General features: G+C 42.7%; 15 protein-coding genes. 12 read left to right on the top strand and 3 right to left on the bottom strand.

Annotated elements, in window-relative coordinates; translation table 11 throughout:
• Nucleotides 1-79: 79 nt before the first annotated feature.
• Both E4K67_RS31075 and E4K67_RS08760 read left to right on the top strand, forming a co-directional pair.
• The gene (locus E4K67_RS31075; protein ID WP_135546050.1) at nucleotides 80-889 is read left to right on the top strand and encodes a methyl-accepting chemotaxis protein; all 810 of its coding nucleotides are present in this window, start codon (nucleotides 80-82) and stop codon (nucleotides 887-889) included.
• Between the two features lie 154 nt (nucleotides 890-1,043).
• Nucleotides 1,044-1,841, top strand: a complete 798-nt coding sequence (locus tag E4K67_RS08760) for a methyltetrahydrofolate cobalamin methyltransferase (RefSeq protein WP_135546051.1) — start codon at nucleotides 1,044-1,046, stop codon at nucleotides 1,839-1,841.
• A 59-nt stretch (nucleotides 1,842-1,900) separates the two neighbouring features.
• Here E4K67_RS08760 and E4K67_RS08765 read toward each other — a convergent pair whose 3' ends face one another.
• Complete coding sequence (locus tag E4K67_RS08765) at nucleotides 1,901-2,281, bottom strand: RidA family protein (protein WP_135546052.1); 381 nt, start codon at nucleotides 2,279-2,281, stop codon at nucleotides 1,901-1,903.
• 267 nt (nucleotides 2,282-2,548) lie between these two features.
• Between E4K67_RS08765 and E4K67_RS08770 the strand changes: the two genes are divergently transcribed.
• From E4K67_RS08770 to amrS, 6 genes are all read left to right on the top strand, one after another.
• Entirely contained in the window at nucleotides 2,549-4,150 is a 1,602-nt protein-coding gene (locus tag E4K67_RS08770) for a sigma 54-interacting transcriptional regulator (protein ID WP_135546053.1), read from the top strand.
• Nucleotides 4,151-4,356: 206 nt separating this feature from the next.
• Nucleotides 4,357-5,739 carry a tryptophanase gene (locus tag E4K67_RS08775; protein ID WP_135546054.1) on the top strand — a complete coding sequence of 461 codons (1,383 nt, stop codon included), beginning with the start codon at nucleotides 4,357-4,359 and terminating at the stop codon, nucleotides 5,737-5,739.
• Nucleotides 5,740-6,038: 299 nt separating this feature from the next.
• The gene (locus E4K67_RS08780; RefSeq protein WP_135546870.1) at nucleotides 6,039-7,343 is read left to right on the top strand and encodes an amino acid permease; all 1,305 of its coding nucleotides are present in this window, start codon (nucleotides 6,039-6,041) and stop codon (nucleotides 7,341-7,343) included.
• A 681-nt stretch (nucleotides 7,344-8,024) separates the two neighbouring features.
• Nucleotides 8,025-9,770 (top strand): methyl-accepting chemotaxis protein, encoded by a 1,746-nt coding sequence (locus E4K67_RS08785; protein WP_243454395.1) that lies wholly within the window; start codon nucleotides 8,025-8,027, stop codon nucleotides 9,768-9,770.
• Between the two features lie 311 nt (nucleotides 9,771-10,081).
• Nucleotides 10,082-11,350, top strand: a complete 1,269-nt coding sequence (gene amrA / locus E4K67_RS08790; RefSeq protein WP_135546055.1) for an AmmeMemoRadiSam system protein A — start codon at nucleotides 10,082-10,084, stop codon at nucleotides 11,348-11,350.
• Nucleotides 11,351-11,452: 102 nt separating this feature from the next.
• On the top strand, nucleotides 11,453-12,460 hold the full coding sequence (gene amrS, locus E4K67_RS08795; protein ID WP_135546056.1) for an AmmeMemoRadiSam system radical SAM enzyme: 1,008 nt from the start codon (nucleotides 11,453-11,455) through the stop codon (nucleotides 12,458-12,460).
• Here amrS and E4K67_RS08800 read toward each other — a convergent pair.
• Entirely contained in the window at nucleotides 12,457-13,236 is a 780-nt protein-coding gene (locus tag E4K67_RS08800) for a transposase (RefSeq protein WP_135546057.1), read from the bottom strand. The genes amrS and E4K67_RS08800 overlap by 4 nt on opposite strands.
• A gap of 159 nt (nucleotides 13,237-13,395) precedes the next feature.
• Between E4K67_RS08800 and E4K67_RS08805 the strand changes: the two genes are divergently transcribed.
• From E4K67_RS08805 to E4K67_RS08820, 4 genes are all read left to right on the top strand, one after another.
• On the top strand, nucleotides 13,396-15,153 hold the full coding sequence (locus E4K67_RS08805; protein WP_243454396.1) for a LytS/YhcK type 5TM receptor domain-containing protein: 1,758 nt from the start codon (nucleotides 13,396-13,398) through the stop codon (nucleotides 15,151-15,153).
• Nucleotides 15,150-15,953 carry a LytR/AlgR family response regulator transcription factor gene (locus tag E4K67_RS08810; protein ID WP_199242497.1) on the top strand — a complete coding sequence of 268 codons (804 nt, stop codon included), beginning with the start codon at nucleotides 15,150-15,152 and terminating at the stop codon, nucleotides 15,951-15,953. Before E4K67_RS08805 ends, E4K67_RS08810 begins: the two co-directional genes overlap by 4 nt.
• A gap of 159 nt (nucleotides 15,954-16,112) precedes the next feature.
• The gene (locus tag E4K67_RS08815; protein ID WP_135546059.1) at nucleotides 16,113-17,543 is read left to right on the top strand and encodes a carbon starvation CstA family protein; all 1,431 of its coding nucleotides are present in this window, start codon (nucleotides 16,113-16,115) and stop codon (nucleotides 17,541-17,543) included.
• A gap of 83 nt (nucleotides 17,544-17,626) precedes the next feature.
• A complete protein-coding gene (locus tag E4K67_RS08820) occupies nucleotides 17,627-17,899 on the top strand; it encodes a CC/Se motif family (seleno)protein (protein WP_135546060.1) in 273 nt (90 codons plus the stop codon).
• Nucleotides 17,900-18,219: 320 nt separating this feature from the next.
• Here the strand turns inward: E4K67_RS08820 and nhaB are convergent, their stop codons facing one another.
• Nucleotides 18,220-19,725, bottom strand: a complete 1,506-nt coding sequence (gene nhaB, locus E4K67_RS08825; RefSeq protein WP_243454397.1) for a sodium/proton antiporter NhaB — start codon at nucleotides 19,723-19,725, stop codon at nucleotides 18,220-18,222.
• Nucleotides 19,726-20,281: the final 556 nt, after the last annotated feature.

Below are 20,281 nucleotides of genomic sequence, written 5' to 3' on the forward strand. Positions count from 1 at the left end.
CTTTCCAATTTCCCCTTTTTCGATTAACGTATGGACTTATGAAAAATAAGTGAGAAGAAAATTGAGGAGGGTGAAGCTAGTGAAGCTCGAGGCCTTTTTAGAAGTCGCTAGTGAGTTACAACAATTCTATGATGATGAGGTAGCGGTATGTATTCTAGATACAGAGAAAGTGTTAGCTTGGTATCCGGGGCCAAGCCTGAACCTGAAAGTAAAGGTTGGCGATCCCTTGCCTAAAGGTGGAATTTCCGAAGAAGCCATTCGTACTGAGAAGCGTATTGTTAGGCGTGTACCTAAAGAGGTCTTGGGAATTCCCTATGTGGGAATAGGTTATCCGATCAAGGAAAACGGTATTGTAGTAGGGTGTGTCGTTATTGACATTTCAGTTGCTAAGTATGATACGTTGACCGATGCTGGTCAAGATATTTTGGCAGCTGTAGAACAAATATCCGCTTCTGCCGAAAACTTGTCCGCTTCTTCTGAGGAACTTGCAGCTACCGTGAAAAATATGGATAGTGAAACTAGCCATGTTCTGCAGGAGATAGAACATACAGGCAAAGTGAAGGACGAGATCCGTAAGATTTCTATGCGAACTAATATCCTTGGATTGAACGCGTCTATCGAGGCCGCTAGAGCCGGTGAGCTTGGTCGGGGTTTTTCGGTTGTTGCTGATGAGGTTCGGAAGCTCTCCGAATCCACAAGAGTCTCGACAACGGAAATTGACATTGACCTGAAAGCTGTACAAAGTTCCGTCCAAAACCTTATTGTAGCGATAAATCAACTGAGTGCAGTTACGGAGTCTCAAGCTTATGCTGCTACCGAACTGTCTTTAGCCCTTGGACAGATTGCTAGTTTAGCAGAAAACCTTGTTGTGATAGGTACCCAAAGATAACTGACTGCTCCATTGAATGATACTGATAACTGGGGTATGGGTGGGGAAGTACTTACCAAGATTATGAAGAAAGAGCGAGTTAGAAAAGTTAAGATAGTCATTAAGGCTATACAAGGTGGCGGTGGAAGCTACCCTAATTGAAGGAGGAAACGTAATGATAATTGTAGGAGAATTAATTAATGCTAGCCGTAAGGCCATAGGAGAGGCTATCAAAGCTCAAGATGTCGATTATATCCAAAAGGTAGCCCGGGAAGAATTCGAGGCTGGGGCAAATTATATTGATGTCAATGCTGGTATCTTTGTCGGTAAGGAACCAGAATACCTGAGATGGCTGGTCAAAACAGTTCAAGAAGTCGTGGATTGCCCCTGCTGTATTGACAGCCCCGACCCAAAAGCAATTGAAGAAGCCTTGTCCGTACACAAAGGTGTTGCGATGATTAACTCCATCTCCCTGGAAAAAGCGCGCTATGATGCGTTGATTCCGGTCGTTGCAGGCACAGAATTAAAAGTTGTTGCGCTTTGCATGAGTGATGAAGGAATGCCCGAGACTATGGATGATCGGTTAAGAATTGCAGATAAACTCATCAATGGGCTCGTCCAAAATAATGTACCACTGGATCACATTTATGTAGATCCTCTAGTACAGCCTATTTCTACAAACAGCACCTTTGCCGTGGAATTTATTAATTCCGTGGAAGCCATTATGACACGGTTTAAAGGGGTTCATACTATGTGCGGATTGTCTAACATATCTTATGGTCTGCCGGAACGGAAATTCATGAATCATGCCTTTGCCATTATGGCCATTGGCAAAGGATTAGATGGTTTAATTATTAACCCATTGGACAAGATGATGATGGCAAGTTTGATCACGGCTGAAACACTGGCTGGGCGAGATGACTATTGTGTTAAATATCTTAAAGCTTATCGCAATAAACAATTCGAGTTTTAGTTAAAACATAAAAGGATCCATGAAAACGCATGCGTTTTCATGGATCCTTTTATGTTCTATTATTCAGCCAAAGCAATCGCTTCAATTTCAACAACAGCGTCCTTTGGCAAACGTGCTACTTGTACAGCTGAACGGGCAGGAGGATTAGTCGGGAAATAGGTGGCGTAAACAGCATTCATCGCTACAAAGTCATTCATATCTTTCAGAAAAACTACGGTTTTTACGACTTTGTCCATAGAAGTGCCTGCGGACTCTAAAATCGCTTTCACATTATCTAAGGATTGTTTGGTTGCTCCTTCAATATCAGCGATCAATTCTCCACTTTGCGTGTTGATCGGCAGCTGTCCAGATGTGAAGATTAGATTTCCAACCTTAACCGCTTGAGAATAAGGGCCAATGGCCGCAGGGGCGTTTTGAGTACTGAGAGTTTGTTTATTCATGGTATAACCTCCTTGAATTTTGTCTGCAATCTTTATGTTATGTCAGACATATATAAGTATAACTGATTTCGCTTGAACAAACCAAGCAAGTAATTGGAACTTTTGCGAGGCATACGATTATTCTGCTCCAATACGGCAGCTTTTATTAAGGCAGGCGTTTATCACCATTCTAGCTATCTAGAGTTAATATATGGTATAATTTATTGTTATATACAATATTATTCGACATATTTCCTCGTTGAACGAGTTCACTAAAGGAGGTAGCCAATGGAGTTTCTGGAACGCGTGATTCAGATTGATTTTGAAGATCGCTTGGGTTTAGGGATGGAGATCTTTGAGAGATGCGAAAAAAATCAAGTTGATAAGATTGGGATGGAAGTCATTCCAGATCAGGGCATGTTTATTAAATTCCGTTGTACTTCCGTAGATCTAGTTCAACGATTAATAAAGGATTTAGAAGCTGTCAGTGGCGTTTTATATATAAAATTGCGCGATCAGATGCCCTACGAAGAGCGAGAGCGTGCTTTAAAGACCATTCTAAACTCTGTCAGCGAAGGGATTGTGGCTGTCAATAAAGACGGTGAAATCATTCAAATTAATGAAGTGGCCTGTAAGATATTCCACTGTTCAGCTGAAGAGGTGATCGGGTTAGGCGCTGTGGAGTTGTTCCAAGAAAATGCACCCATTTTAGAAACCCTTAAGACCGGATTGCCCTATCGCCTCACGGAGAGGGAATTTACTAAGGGAAATCAAGTTATTCATTTCTTGACGACAGGAGTTCCAGTGCTCAACGCAAAAGGTCAAGTCATCGGCGCGGTGGCTACTATGAAAGACTTTTGCCAAATTGAAGAGATTATTTCAAAAATCGACCGAAAAAAACAATTAATGTCCTTTGAGGGGATTATTTATCAGAGTGAGAAGATGCGCCATGTTATCGAAACCGCTAAGATGGTGGCTAAAGGAAACTCAACCGTCTTATTGCGCGGAGAAAGCGGAACAGGCAAAGAACTATTTGCGCGAGCGATTCATAGGGAAAGCTTGCGAGTTCAGGCTCCTTTTATTCCGATCAGTTGCGCTGCCTTACCAGATAGCTTGCTGGAAAGCGAACTCTTCGGCTATGAAGAAGGATCCTTTACAGGGGCAGCTAGAGGAGGGAAGAAAGGGCTTTTTGAGCAAGCAGATCATGGAACCCTTTTCTTAGATGAGATCGGAGAAATACCAACGCAGGTTCAGGTTCGTTTGCTTCGGGTTTTGCAAGAAGGTATGATTCGCCGGGTCGGGGGATCGAAGGAACTTCCTGTGGATGTTCGTATTGTTGCTGCGACGCACCGTAATCTGGAAGAAATGATTCAAAAGGGGGAATTCAGAGAAGACCTTTATTATCGCTTGAATGTTATTCCATTGCGGATTCCCCCTCTTCGGGAACGCTCTGAGGATATTCCCCTGATTGCCCAGCATTTGATTCGCAAGATTTCGGAAAAACTAGGAAAATCAGAAATTCATTTAACGAAAGAGAGCGTTGAGTTATTGATGGGTCAAACATGGCCAGGGAATGTGCGTCAGCTCGAAAATATACTTGAGCGCATAATCAATGTTATGGATTCCGCTGAGATTAATCCACAACTCTTTTATGAGTGGACTGATTTAGTTTCGACTCCACACACTGTAGAGTGCGAGGAGGGAGATTTTCAAATACAGATACCAGTGGAAAAAGAATGGCCGACCTTAAAGGAAATTGTAAGTGAAGTTGAAAAACAAGTTCTTATGCGTGTATTAGAAACCCATTCGTCCTCTAGAAAAGCGGGAAGAGTACTCGGAGTTTCTAATACGACGATTTTAAATAAAATGAAGAATTATGGAATTGAATAGGAACAACTGCATGAAAAGTGACAAGTATTTTTATCACTGATAAGAATACTTGTCACTTTTTATTATCAATCCCAAAGCAAATAGGATTGAAATCAAGGAAAAACCCTTTTGCTGCCTAACTTCTACCCTTCGTATGCCCTGGCACGTATTTTGCAATACTCAAGCCTAGAATTATAAATATCGAGAATATGGGAGGCACTTTATAAATGGCTAGAAAAGCAGAACCTTATCGCATTAAAATGGTAGAGTCTATGCGCATGATTTCTCGTGAAGAGCGTTTGATAAAACTCCAAGAAGCAGGGTATAACCCCTTTCTTTTAAGAGCAGAAGATGTTTACATTGATCTTCTCACGGATAGCGGTACTGGCGCTATGAGTGATAAACAGTGGTCCGCCTTGATGCTTGGAGATGAGTCCTATGCTGGAAGCAAATCCTTTTTTAAAGTGAAAGATGCAGTGAAAGGGATCTTCGGGTATGACTATGTAATTCCGACACACCAAGGTCGTGGGGCAGAGCAAGTCCTCTTTCCAAATTTGAAAAAACACAACGGGCAATTTGTGCTTGGAAATATGCACTTTGATACAACCATGGCACATATTGAGATGAATGGTATGGTCGCAGTGGATCTCGTTATCGAAGATGCCTTCGATACTCAAAAAGAGCATCCCTTTAAAGGTAACTTCGATTTAGAAAAACTCGAGAGCTTCATCGTTGAAAAGGGCCCTGAAAATATTGCGTTTATTATTGTGACAGTAACCTGTAATTCCTCGGGCGGACAACCGGTTTCCATGGAGAACTTCCGTGGGGTTCGGAAAATTGCGGACAAATACTCTTTGAAGATCGATATTGACTCTGCTCGTTTCGCTGAGAATGCCTATTTTATTAAAAAACGTGAACAAGGGTATGAAAATAAGAGCATTCAAGAAATTGTTAGAGAAATGTATGATATGGGTGACTACTTTACGATGAGTGCCAAGAAAGACGCTATTGTCAACATGGGCGGATTGATCGGCATTAAGAATGAAAAAGAAGTGTATCAAGATGCTTGTACGACCTGTGTACCTATGGAAGGCTTCGTAACTTACGGTGGGCTCTCAGGACGAGATATGGAATGCTTAGCGGTTGGACTCTATGAAGGTTTGGACTTTGACTATCTCGAAAGCCGAATTGGACAGGTAGAATACCTCGGAGAAGAACTTCGCAAGCGTGGTATTCCCATCCAGTGGCCCGTTGGTGGACATGCTGTTTTTGTGGATGCTGGCAAGTTTCTCCCCCATATTCCTGCAGAACAATTTCCCGCCCAAGCCCTTAGTAACGAACTATACCTTGAGGCGGGCGTCCGGCCAGTCGAAGTAGGTTCTCTATTACTGGGTCGCGACCCCGTGACCGGAGTTCAAAAAAAAGCCGGTGTAGATTTTATGCGTTTGACCATTCCTCGTCGTGTCTATACTGACAATCATATGGATGTGGTCGTTGAGGCTTTAGCTAAGATTTGGGATCGTCGGGATCAAATCAAAGGCTTGGAATTCACTTATGAACCAAAAGTGCTCCGTCACTTCTTGTGCAACCTTAAGCCCATCGAAGGTTAATAGTCAGGATCTTAGGGCATTGTTTCGTTAAAAGGGCAGTTACAAAACTTACTCCAAAAAGGGGACGTCGCGAAACTAAGTTGAACTTAGTTTTCGATACGTCCCCTAATTTTATGTTTAAGTTAGGGTTTAGCAATATTTTAGGTGTAAAATGAGAAACATATCTGTTAGAGCAAACCAAGCAGAAGCTTGGATTGAATTCTAGGATTTAAAAAAACAAAAGGAATAAGGAGGAAATCTTGAGAGACAATCAAAAAGGTAATGAATTACAGCGGTCATTGAAAAACAGGCACATCCAAATGATTGCTTTGGGTGGAGCCATCGGGACAGGGTTATTCTATGGATCAGGAACTACGATCAAATTGGTTGGACCGGGGATTAGTTTATCGTATATTATTGGAGGGATTGCGATCTTCTTTATTATGCGGGCTCTCGGGGAGATGTCCGTAGATGAACCAGTTTCCGGTTCCTTTAGTCACTACGCTTATCGTTATTGGGGGGAGTTCGCAGGCTTTTTTTCCGGTTGGAACTATTGGTTTTGCTATGTTGTCGTAAGTATGGCTGAACTCTCTGTGGTCGGAGTATACATAAACTATTGGCTTCCATCTGTTCCGACTTGGCTTTCAGCCTTAGCGTTTTTAGTTTTAATTACGTTAGTAAACCTAATTAATGTTAAAGCCTTCGGTGAATTTGAGTTTTGGTTTTCTCTTATTAAAGTTGTGGCCATTGTGGCGATGATTTTGTTTGGGCTGTTTATTATATTTTTCGGGCTTGGAAATAACGGACAACCAATCGGTCTAAGTAATTTATGGGCACATGGCGGCTATCTGCCCAACGGGCTTTGGGGTTTACTATTATCGTTAGTCATTGTTATGTTTTCTTTTGGAGGAGTTGAACTCATTGGCATTACAGCTGGAGAAGCCGATAATCCAAAGGAATCAATCCCTAAAGCAATCAATCAAGTGGTGTGGCGGATTTTACTCTTTTATGTCGGAGCTTTGTTGGTGTTAACCATCATTTATCCCTGGAACTTGGTCGGGACGACGGGCAGTCCCTTCGTTGAGATTTTTTCTAAAATTGGGATTCCAGCGGCAGCGGGAATTCTTAATGTGGTTGTTTTGACGGCAGCGCTTTCAACCTATAACAGTGGTCTGTACAGTAATGGCCGGATGCTTCATAGCCTTGCGCTGCAGGGAAGTGCTCCAAAAATGTTTGCTCGCCTGAGTAAAGCGGGAGCGCCAGTCAATGGAGTTTTATTTTCTTCGGCCCTTACCTTAATTGCGGTGGTTCTCAATTTTCTTGTCCCAGGGAAAGTCTTCTTGTATCTTATGTCTGTTGCGACGATCGCGGCAATTTTTAACTGGGCTATGATTTTAATGACCCATTTAAAATTCAGACGTGCTAAGCAAGAAATAGGGACAGAGAAAGATCTGGCGTTCAAACTGCCACTCTACCCTATTTCGAACTATGTAACGTTAGTCTTCCTAGCGATGGTTGTCGTTCTAATGGCGTACATACCTGATATGGCCTATTCGCTCTACATTGGTCCGATTTGGATTCTTATTCTGTACGTTGGATACAAGTTACGCGGTCCGCTAAAGTGAACTCGTTCAACTTTAGTTGAACATCGAGGCTTCGGTGGAGACTCTACCCCCCACGAAGCAGAGTACGAGGTACCACTCCTACTTGTAGAAGTGGGAGTCTCACGATTGGATCAAAGGATGATCCTTCTATTTAATTACCTTGTATCCGGTTCCGTTTTATGCTGTATAAATAGAAACGGGGCTGTGCTAAAACTTGTTTGTGTTGTTTTCACATCTCTACTTTTGCTTCTATATCATCAAAATACAAGCGTCCTCACTCCACTTTTATAGTGAAATGAGGACGCTTTTTGATTGTTGTTACCACTTAGATTTTTGGAGACTGAGTTTTCACACAGCCCCGTTTCGTGTATTTTTGGACCTTGTGACGTATCTGCGTTACTACTAGGATTATTCTTTGTGTGATTTCTAAGGAAATAATTATAATGATTTGGCGAAAACTATTGAACTAAAGAAGTGAGTCGAATATGAGTTGATTATGACTTGATGGTCTGGAATCGACTTGAGGGACATCATTTTCCCAGAATGTATAGATTAATTAGCCCGTCCATTCAACTGGGAAATGGAGAACTTGATTGAAGATATCCTTTAGGCTAGAGGGGTTGAGGGAAATATTTACATAGAAATGAAATGCCCGTATTTTGGCATAAAACTTGCAATTAAACGAATTAAGGGGGTATTTTTGTGAAATCTATCTTTATCCAAAACAAGTTGCTGCTAATATTTGCTGGAATTATGATTATATTAGGGCTAGTTTTCAGAGACCCTAATGTTGTTTTAATTCTTTTGCTGTTTAGTATCGTTGGTTTACTTATTATTGCATTATTTAAAACAAGTCAAGATTCGAAATTATTAGAGTTAGCGATAGAATATTTAAAACGAGGTTCCCTTGGGGATTACGTTGTTTTAGAAAAAGGTGTGGAGGTTGCTAAAACCCTTCTTAATGAGTTGATCAGGATCAAGAGTGTGGGTAACGTGGACAGACAAGGCATTCTTGAACTACAAAAAAAGCTATTAAGGCAAAGTAAAGGGTTACTTTCATTGAGTTCCTTTTGGGAACCTAATGCTTTTGATGGGAATGATAATAACTATCTCAACTCTGAAATGTATGATGAAGGTAAGTTTACGTCCTATGTCTATTGGGAAAACGATAATATCGAAGTAGTTGCTCTTAAAAATATATATACTGAAGCATGGTATACCATTCCAAAAAAGAGTCGAGAAATCTCAATCATAGAACCCTATTACTATGAGCTTAATGGTGAAAAGATATTGATGACCAGTATAATGCTTCCAATTATAATAAATAGAAAGTTCATGGGTTCAATCGGCATCGATATAGAGTTAAAAGAAAGTAAAGAAATTCAAAGCGATGTAGTGTTATATGAGAGTAAATACAAGAAGTTAGATATTGAAACGATCATGGAAGCTTTTGTAGATAGAAAAGATGATCTTGGTATACTTGGACAGGTCATTAAAGCTACGAATGTTAATCAGAAAGAAATAACTCATCGTTTATTACAGACAGCCAGTCAGGTTAACAATACTTCTCAAGAACTAACACTCATATCCCAAGAGTCGGCAAAAGCAGTTGAAGAGATAGCAAGAACAATTGAACAAATTGCAGGGAGTGCCACAGACCAAGCTAGAGATACAGAAAATGGTGTCAATCAGATCCTTGAATTAGGAAACCTCATCGAGAAAGACCAACACTATTTAATTGATTTGAATAATTCAGCTGAAATAGTCGAGAAAATGAAAAATGAGGGTAGTGTGTCAATTGTTGAATTAATGGAAAGAACCAAAGAACGAGAACTTTATATGGAGCGAATCCAAGAAGGAATTATTAAAACGAATCAAAGTGCTGAAAAAATCAATTCCGCCAGTCAAATGATTCAAGCCGTTGCGGAGCAAACGAACCTATTGGCTTTAAATGCGGCTATTGAGGCTGCGCGAGCGGGTGAAGCAGGAAGAGGCTTTGCCGTAGTAGCTGAAGAAATAAAAAAATTAGCCGAACAATCTAGTAATTCAACTAAAGAAATTGATATGATAGTTAATGAGTTACAAATAAACTCTCAAAATGCAGTAGAAATTATTGCTAAAAGTACATTCATTGCCAAAAAACAAGAGGATAGTGTTATCATTACGGATGAACGATTTAAGGGAATCGCCGAAGCGGTAGAAAAGACTAAAGAAATCGTTGCCAATCTGAATATTTCGGGGCAAGATATGGAGACGAAAAAGAATCAAATCATAGATATATTAAAGAACTTAGCCGGTATCGCAGAGGAAAATGCAGCTAGTACACAGCAAGTATCTGCTGCCACTGAAGAGCAAACAGCCTCCATGATTGAAATAGCGAATGCCAGTCAAGGTTTATCACATTTAGCGCACGAATTACAGCAAGCCATTGATAAGTTTAACGTTTAATCCAATTGTGAAACTCCCACTTCTACAAGTGGGAAGTGGGACCCCGTACTCCGCTTCGGTGGAGGTAGAGTCCCCTGCCAAAGTCGCGATATCAACTTTAATCGAATGAATTCACTATTGATAGTCATAGGAAATGTAGAGTTTAGGAAACGCTAGGTCGATTTACGACTTGGCGTTTCCTATTTCCGGTACTCGGCAGAAAGTATTAACTAACTGGAGGCTGGCGCTAGTCGAAGTTACTGTATTTTAGCAGGCGTTCAGGGTAAAATAGAGATTAACTATTGCCAAAAGCAAAAGGGAGTGCTTGATTTATGAGTTTAGTTTATTCAGTTTTTGTTCCGCATCCACCCATTCTCGTTCCGGAGATCGGACGGGGTGAGGAGCTTAAGTGTCAAGCGAGTTTGGATGCTTACTATGAGATAGTGAATCGTCTCGTTCAAGCGGAGGTCGAGACGGTGATCCTGATTTCCCCTCATGCACAGCTAACCCAGAAAGGGATCACCCTTTTAACCGATGAGGTTGTCCGTGGGAATTTCGCTCAATTTGGAGCTGTACAGGTAAGTTTGTCGTTTGCAAACGACCTTGTGATGATTGATCAATTTCAGCAAGACCTCGCTGGGGTTATTCCCGTACAGGGACCGATTGATCACGGCGCACTGGTACCGCTCTATTTCCTGAAAAAAGCAGGGTGGAACGGAAAGGTTGTCCTGTTAGGGATGCCTTTGGAGCGTCCCGAAGAGTATGGTGTGCAGATGGGGGGGATTCTCGATAGGTTGCCTGGACGCCATGCGCTTGTGGCTAGTGGAGATATGTCTCATCGCTTGAAGGAAGACGGTCCGTATGGTTTAGATCCCGCAGGACCAGAATGTGATAAATTAGTGCTGCAGGCACTGCAGAAGGATCCTAAAAAGATCGCCAATTTGCCAGTTGCCCTGGTCGAAAAAGCAGGTGAATGTGGGTATCGGAGCCTACGCATGGCATTGGCTGCTAAAGAAGGAGCGCCGGAAGTACTGTCCTATGAAGGGACGTTTGGTGTGGGATATCTGGTGGCGGATCTCTATCATTCCTCACCCTTGCCGCAGTGGGCGCGGCGTTGCCTGAAGGCTTATTTGAAGAAAGATGATCCTGGTCGACTGGATTTACCCGACTTATCCTCAGCTGGGTTTGGTGAGCGGAGGGGATGTTTTGTAACTCTAAAACAAAACGGGCAGTTGCGCGGATGTATTGGGACAACTGAGCCTTGGCAAGAAAATCTTGCCTTGGAAATTCAACATAATGCTGTGGCTGCGGGAACGCAAGATCCACGTTTTCGGCCTGTTCGAATGGATGAACTGGATACCCTCAGCTTCACAGTGGATGTCCTTGGTGAACTTGAGAAGATTGCAGGACCCGAAGAGTTGGACCCTTGGAGGTATGGTGTAGTCGTTCGTCAACGTGGAAAAAGCGGATTATTACTGCCCCATTTAGAAGGGGTCGACACGGTTTCAGATCAAATCAGTATTGCCAAACAAAAAGCTGGGATTTCAGGGGAAGACTCAGTAGAACTTTGGCGCTTTGAGGTCAAGAGACATTATGAGTAATAAAATTGATGCAGAAAACAGCAGGGCAGACGTGGTGCTTCCTCCAGACAAGGGGACGGTTCTTCTGTCTAGGTGCAGACCGGGGGGGCGGTTCTTCTGTCTATGACTAATGCAAATAAAGACTCCTATAGTGCGAGTTGTCTATTGTGTCCCCAACGTTGTCAATTGCGACATGGTCAGGCGGGGCGCTGTCATGCCCGGGAAAACCGCGAGGGAGAGGTAGTATCTCGCAACTATGGTGAAGTGGCGGCCTGGAATATGGATCCGATTGAGAAGAAGCCCCTTTATCATTATTACCCCGGTTCTTGGATTTTTTCTGTTGGGGGTTTTGGCTGCAATTTAAGCTGTTCGTTTTGTCAAAATCACGAAATATCTCAGCAACATCAGGCTGGGAAAAAAGTAACTCCTGCCGAGCTTGCAGTGCTTGTCGGGCAGGAGAAGAAATCATTGGGGCTGTGTTTTACTTATTCAGAGCCGAGCGTGTGGTTTGAGATGATCCGGGATACCGCTCCCTTGGTGCGAGCTCAAGGAGGGAAGGTGGTATTGGTGAGTAATGGAACTATTTCACCACGCTTTCTCGAAGAGTTGATTCCCTGGCTAGATGCAGTCAATATTGATATTAAAGCTTTCTCTGAGGAGTTTTATCAACACTATTGCGGAGGAAAATTAGCTTGGGTGTTAGACAATGTCGAGCGTTTGGCTGGGCGAGTTCATCTCGAGGTGACGACGCTCGTTATTCCGGGGGCTAATGATGATTCTAAAGAGATTACAGAATTAGCCCGCTGGCTACATCAGCTCAACGTTCCCCTGGCCTGGCATTTGAGTGGTTATCACCCGGCCTATCGACTCAATGTTCCTCCAACGGATCGTCAGACCTTAGATCGCTTATGGAAGATTGGCAAAGAGTGGCTTCCTTATGTGTATTTGGGGAATGTGAGAGGAGGAGACACGACGTTTTGTCCCCAGTGTGGAGAAGCTGTAATTCAGCGTGAGTCTGTTGTAGTTAATCACTTAAATCGAGGGTGTTGTCCGAAATGTGGCAAGGGCATTTTCGGGGTAGGCATGGAGAGACATGGCTCGGAGAGACATGGGGACGGTTCTTCTGTCTAACTTTTCAAAAGTTTATTGATTTTATCCTTATTCAGACCAGTAATGATTGACATTTTTCTAAAGGATAGATTTGATTCTTCTCTAAATCTTTTTAACATCGTTGTAAGTTCTATCCTAGGGCATTTGTCAAAATCAATACTGAGTTCTAGTATGATTCTTTCAAATAGTTCTTTCGCAGCTACCTCGTCAATTATCTTAACGTTATCGGGTATATCAATAAACGATTCCTGAGAAACCAAATTCATATTATTTTTGAAGAGTTTCTTAGCAATTTCTTTGTCAGGTGAGAAAAGGCCCAGAATGGTGTCTATATCCAGCATCTTTGAAAAATGGTTTTCACTCGAATAACTATTGTAGCTACTCCATGGATATTCAGAGGCTGTCTTAACCATATTAGCTTTAACAGGGTTCTGATGTATATACTTAATTAAGGAAAGTATATACCCATCCCCCTCTATAGCCTCGCTTCTGAATCGATCCTGAAATAAGTGTCCGATCCGGTTGTATTTTTTATTAAAATAATGGACGTAGCTTACAGTGATTCGTTTCATCACTAGGGCTATGTCCTCGATTCCTTTACTAATGAACAAATGAACATGATTATCCATAAGGCAGAAAGCGTGTAGATAGAATTTATTGCCCTGCTTTTTTTCGTAAAGAATATCTATCAAGCGAAATCGATCTTCGTCATCGTTAAATATGTTCCTGCGCTCGTTACCACGGAGCATAATATGATAATAACCGCTTTTGCTTTGCAGGCGTTGTTGTCGTGGCATTTTTAGCACCCATTATTATTCTAATCAACGGAGTTATTGGCGTCAAGACTGTTAAGTACTATGAGTGTTGCCGCTTCGTTTAGACAGAAGAACCGTCCCTCTGTCTTCCCGTGTCTCCTCGTCTCCCGTGTTCTCCCGGATGAAAGGAGTTTCCTAACTGTGCAACTTTTATTCTTAATGATCGAACATATCGGCCTGATCGTGGCAATCGCGTTTATGCTAACGCGGCTAACGACGTTTCGTAATCTCATCGATCACAAACTCGATCCATGGACGATCATACAACTTTCGATAGTATTTGGGTTATTCGGAATCGTCGGTACGTATACCGGGATTTCGATTCGACCTAGTACTAGCGCTTTTCTTTGGATTCCACGCGTTGAGGCGATCGGCTTTGAAGAGGCACTCGCCAACTCACGGGTCGTTGGTGTCGTCATCGGTGGATTATTAGGTGGACCTTGGGTTGGTCTTGGAGCTGGGCTTATCGCTGGTATTCATCGTACCCTTCTCGGGGGTTTCACTGGGCTAGCGTGTGGAATCTCCACAGTAACGGCAGGATTATTCGCTGGCCTTGTTTATCTAAAGGTCGGGAATCGTAGAATTGTCCCTACTTCAAAAGCACTATTGACTGGGGTCATTGCGGAAACGACCCAAATGCTGATTATCCTTCTCATGGCTAGACCCTGGGAAAGTGCGGTTGCCTTAGTTCAAGTCATTGCCCTTCCGATGATTCTGGCAAATAGTCTCGGAATCGCACTGTTTGTCGCAATTATACGATCCGTCATTAATGTAGAGGATAGAATCGAGGCCAATCAGGCTCAAAAGGTCCTCCATATCGCCGATCAGATGCTGGTTAATCTCCGCAGAGGTCTCACTGAAGAATCCGCAACCCAGATTTCTAAGCTTCTTTTAAAAACGACGGGTGCTTTTGCAGTCTCGGTTACGGATCGTGAAAAAATTCTATCCCACGTAGGAATCGGGGATGATCATCATTTGCCAGGACATACAGTTTTAACTGAAGCGACGAAGAGAGTACTCAAAACTGGACAACTATACATACCCAAATCCTTAGATGAAATCCACTGTCCCCAAAAAGGATGTCCGCTTGCGGTGGCAATCATTGTCCCCTTGAAAAAGTCAGATGAAGTAGTTGGGGTTTTGAAATTTTATTATTTAAATACTAAACAGATTAAGCCAGTCGATGAAGAAGTAGCCCAAGGTCTAGGTAAGCTACTCTCACATCAGCTTGAAGTGGTCGACGCGCAGAACCATGCTCAACTCATCCAAGAGGCCGAAATTAAAGCGCTCCAAGCACAGATGAACCCACATTTCCTGTTTAATTCTTTAAATACAATTGTCGCTCTCGTCCGGACACGACCGGATATGGCACGAAAACTTCTAATTCAACTTGGGTATTTCTTCAGACAGAATTTAAATGCCTCACTTTACGAATTCGTTACCTTAAGACAGGAAATCGACCATACCCGTGCCTATCTGGATATTGAACAAGCTCGTTTCACAGAACGTTTAGGTATTAAACTTGAAATCGATCCTTTGTTCGAAAACGTTCTTTTACCCCCACTTACCCTTCAACCTCTTGTAGAAAATGGAATACGTCATGGCTTAAAAGGGCTTGAAAAAACGGGAGAAATCCTTGTTCAGGTTACAGAATCCGAAGGGTACGCTCTCATTTCTGTGAAGGATAACGGAATTGGCATTTCCCCAGAACGGATTGCGGAATTACTTTACAGTAGAATTGAATCTCAAGAAGGGACAGGCTTGGCCTTATATAATGTAAACCAACGTCTTAAGTATCATTTTGGCGAGGAGTCCCAACTTCATATTGACAGTGAATTGGAGCATGGAACATGTGTCTGGTTTAGAGTTCCGCTTCAGAAGGGAGGGGATAGGACGTGATTTCAGTTGTGATCGCCGATGATGAGCCACTCGCTCGGGATGAATTGATGTATCTCTTAAAGCAATGCAAAGATATCGAAATCGTGGGAGAGGCAACTCAGGGCACAGAAGCATTAGAAATAATCCTAGACCTCAAACCGGATGTGGCCTTCTTAGATATCCATATGCCCAATCTCGACGGCTTAACCGTAGCGAGAAGATTGCTGGAAGTGGATCAAACTATAATGATTGTTTTTGCTACAGCATATGATCAGCATGCCATTCAAGCCTTTGAAGTCAACGCCGTAGACTATCTATTGAAGCCTTTTGATGAGGAACGCGTCTTGAAAACAGTGGAACGAATCCGTCAAAGAGTAAGAAATCCCAACAACGATTCAGGACAAGAAACACTCAATAGCTCTCTCGTTGAACTTCTGAAAAAGATGGCCGGAGAGAGTGTACCCGGGACAGCCAGCCAAGCTCCAATCATATCTAAACTAGCAGTCCAAGGGGACGAAAGTATCGTGTTGCTTGATCCTAAGGATATTCTCTATGTCTACCGTGAAAACCGGGATGTCTTTATTAAAACACCTAACAAAACGTATTCAACCAAGTACACATTACAAGCACTCGAAGAAAAATTAGCGAATTATCCTTTTTTCCACGCCCATCGGAGTTACTTGGTGAATTTGAACTTTGCCCAAGAGCTGGTCCCTTGGTTTAATGGAGCTTACACTCTGATTTTAAATGATGAAGAACGTTCCAGAGTTCCCGTAAGCAGAGCTTACGTCAAAGCGTTAAAGGATGCACTAGAGATCTAGTACATTGCATATTCACAAAACACACACAGAAAACTCACGTTTAGACGCCAATTTCGACATGATAGACTTATATTCAACCTCTTCCTCTGAGCATGATTTAAACTAAAGGCAGGCATTAAATTCACCTGATCCTATATTAAATCTGTGAGGAGGATTTTTATGATTACTTTTTTACTTTCATTTGTAGCACTTATTCTTGGTTACATTGTCTATGGTAAGTTTGTCGAAAAGGTTTTTGGTATCAACGAGAATCTTGAAACTCCAGCCTATTCCAAAACGGATGGAGTGGACTATGTTCCGATGGACTCAAACAGAGGGAGTCTCGTACAACTCTTAAACATCGCCGGTCTGGGGCCAATTTTTGGACCGATCGCAGGGGCTTTATGGGGCCCAGTCGCATTTATTTGGATCGTTCTCGGAGGAATTTTTGCGGGTGGAGTACACGACTATTTTAGTGGTATGCTTTCCGTGAGAAACGGTGGAGCACAACTCCCGGATATCGTCGGTAAGTATCTCGGCAAAGGAATGCGTCACTTTGTTAATGCCTTTTCTGTCGTCCTCTTACTACTCGTGGGAACAGTGTTCGTTGCCGGTCCTGCAGGCTTGATTGTCACATTGACTCCGTCTTGGATTAGTTTAAGCTTCGTGACGCTTGCGATTTTCTTCTACTATATTTTAGCAACACTTTTACCAATCGATAAGATTATCGGTAAGATTTACCCGCTTTTTGGTGCTTTGTTAGTTATTATGGCGGTTGGCGTCGGCGTCGGGCTGGTCGTTAAAGGATATCAAATCCCGGAACTCACCTTGAGTAATCTCCATCCTAAGAATTTACCCATGTGGCCTTTACTTTTCATTACGATTGCCTGTGGTGCGATTAGTGGATTTCATGCCACTCAATCTCCGCTTATCGCCCGCACGATTAAAAATGAAAAAAATGGTCGCAAAATATTCTACGGTATGATGATCGGAGAATCTGCTATCGCTCTCATTTGGGCTGCAGCTGGAATGGCAGTCTTTGGTGGAACGGGTGGGTTACAAGAAGCATTAGCAACGGGTGGCGGACCTGCTGGAGTCGTCCGTACAATATCGATTACCTTACTTGGATCCATCGGTGGAACGCTAGCCATTTTGGGGGTTATCATTCTCCCAATTACCTCAGGGGATACCGCATTTCGTGGTGCTCGGCTGGTTATCGCTGACTTCTTTAAAATGAGCCAAAAGCCTATGTCTAAACGCTTGGCTATCTCCATTCCCCTTTTTGCGGTCGCTTTCGCCTTGAGCAAAATCGACTTCAACTTCCTCTGGAGATACTTCTCTTGGGCGAACCAAACGACAGCAATGATCCTGCTTTGGGCCGCTGCAATGTTTCTCGTTAAGGAAAAGCGTCTGCACTGGATTGCAACAATTCCAGCTGTCTTCATGACAGCAGTTACTTTCACCTATCTTTTACAAGCTCCTGAAGGCTTCGGTTTACCCACTAGCATTTCCTATCCGGTCGGACTCTTAATCACCGCTGGAATAACATTGCTCTTTGCGAGCAAAGTGCGTAAGGAACGTAAACTTGAGACAGATGAAAACCTTTCCTAAAGCCTTGAAATAAGTGTTGAAGCATTGCTTATAGTGCTCAATTCTATTAAAGATTTTTTGACAAAAGGAGCGAGAATTTTAAGATGCTTCAGGTAAATTTGTCTGAACAGGCCATTGAAAATATCAAAGAACATGGTGGAATCTTCACCCTTGAAGAAGCTCCCCAAACCGGATGTTGCACAAATATCGCCTTTGTCGGGGCGCACCTTGGGAAGCCTGAAGGAGAAGGGTACTTCGGAGTGAAGGAACAAGACGGAATTCAGATCTATTATGATACGTTTATCATAAAGAAGGATAAACGCTATGAAGTGGTTTTAGAAGGTTTATTAAAGTGGAAGACTCTCAGGGTATATTAATGCTAAAAAGGGGTGGCTCAAGGCAAATAAATGCTTTGAGTCACCTTTTTTGGTGAGACAGAAGAACCGTCCCTCTGTCTTTCTGTCTTTCACCTCTGTCTTCCAAAATTGGGAAACCTCTTCATCCACTAAAAAAGGCCTAGCAAGGTTACAAAAAAGCCTAAAAACCAGAGGCGTGTTTCGCTGTGACGGATTTCGATGGTAATAAAACAAACTAGGGGTATCGCTAACTACTTTTTAAAGTAGTTTTGCGACACCCCCTTTTGCTTGATAAGTGATGAACATTTTATGATTCGTTTTTAAATCGGATACTTTTAGGATTACAACAGGTACATTGTTGCCAGCAAACCTGTAAGAGACATAACGATGGTGTATGGCAGAGCCAGTTTCACCATTTCCATGTAAGACAGGCGAATCAGTGGAGCAAGTGAAGAGGTCAACAGGAACAGGAACGCCGCCTGACCGTTTGGTGTAGCAACGGAAGGGATGTTTGTACCCATGTTGATTGCAACTGCCAGCTTGTTGTATTGCTCCAGCGCAATGCCTCCAGCTTCAAATGCTTTCTGTGTTTCGGTCATATATACGGTAGCAACAAATACGTTGTCACTGATTGAAGAAAGGACACCGTTTACCGCAAAGAAAGCGACAAGCTGATCCTGTCCTTCCTTGTGCAGTACCCACTGAATGATCGGCGTAAACAGATGCTGGTCATGAATAACTGCAACGATGGAGAAAAATACGACCAGTAGCGCAGTAAACGGCAGTGCTTCTTCAAACGCATGACCGATGCGCCCTTCTTCAATAACCCCGTTGAAAGCGGTAAGCAGGATGATGATCATCAGACCAATAATACCGACTTCTGCCAGGTGCAACGCCAGGGAGAAGATCAGCAGAACGCCGCATACAGCCATAATAATCAGGCGTAGACGTCCGCGAGTATCCATCGCCGCATCTTTGGCTAATACGTCATCTTCAATAACCTTTCGAACAGACTCAGGAAGCTGATAGCCGTATCCCCAAAACTTGGTGACTTCAAGGGTAATGGCGGTCAGGAGACCAGCGATCAGTACCGGCATAGACACAGGTGCGCTGTTTAAAAAGAAATCGACGAAGTCCCATTTCATAATGGAGGCGATCAGTAGGTTCTGCGGTTCACCAACCAGTGTTGTTGCTCCGCCCAGCGCAGTACCCACAGCACCATGCATCATAAGATTGCGCAGAAAACCACGGAACTGGTCCAGGTCCTCCTGATATTTGTCATCACAATCGTGATTGACGTCATACTTTTCGTGTACTTTATGGCTGGAAGCAAACTTGTGGAAGATGTTGTAGAACCCATATGCCACGGCGATAATCACCGCCGTTACGGTTAGCGCATCCAGAAAAGCGGAAAGAGCTGCACCCAGTATAGAGAACAGGAATGCAAGCGCGACTTTAGAGCGTACTTTAGTAAGGATCTTGGTAAACAGGTACACAAGACCTTCTTTCATAAAATAGATCCCGGCAACCATGAACATTAGAAGCAGAATAACCGGCAGGTTCAGTTCAACTTCGTGATAGACCGTCTGCGGGTTAGTAAGCCCGATCACAACGGCTTCGATCGCAAGAAGTCCACCTGCAGGGAGTGGATAACATTTAAGCGCCATTGCAAGGGTAAAGATAAATTCGACAATCAACACCCAACCGGTAATGTACTTACCGACGGTAAACATCAAAATAGGGTTTAACACCAGAAAAGCAAGAATTGTTGTTTTGTACCAGTCCGGAGCGTGACCCAGAAAATTTGCCATGAAGGCCTGTCCGATACTCATCTTATTCTTATTCATATGACACTCCTCCAAAATGAGAAATTCTATATTCGCCTAACAACATTGTAAATATTCACAGATCAGTCACTTACTGTAGTATTCTACTTCATTACCACTTTTGTATTCAAGTATCGCTAAACCTGCGTACCGCTCCCCACGAGCGTAGCAGAAAAAACTTGTTTGGCTTAAAAAGCGTCGTTTGCTAGTTCCTAATGAGTAACACCAGCAAAGTCAACAATTCTGCTCCGCAAGAGCACCTACTACGCGATGTCAGAATAAGTCCGTAGGTCAGAAGAAAAATACTACAACAATTAAGTCAATGTTCAATTACCTCCTTTAAAATATAGCTGATCATCTTGTCCTTGAAGATATACTCGATTATCCATTATAACGCCCTTATTAGAGGTATAAACTCAACTCCAGTGTGATGTATCGTGCATTTTTGCATAACTTCACCTCACGAGGATGGATAATAAAGTCCATAAAACTGAGGCTGTTTGTCCGGCAATAATATAAGGTGGATCGCTAATAAGAGTAGCTGTTCCTTCCGATATTACTAAGATATCCTTCCCAA

The sequence above is a fragment of the Desulfosporosinus fructosivorans genome (genome assembly GCF_004766045.1).
GTDB lineage: Bacteria > Bacillota > Desulfitobacteriia > Desulfitobacteriales > Desulfitobacteriaceae > Desulfosporosinus > Desulfosporosinus fructosivorans.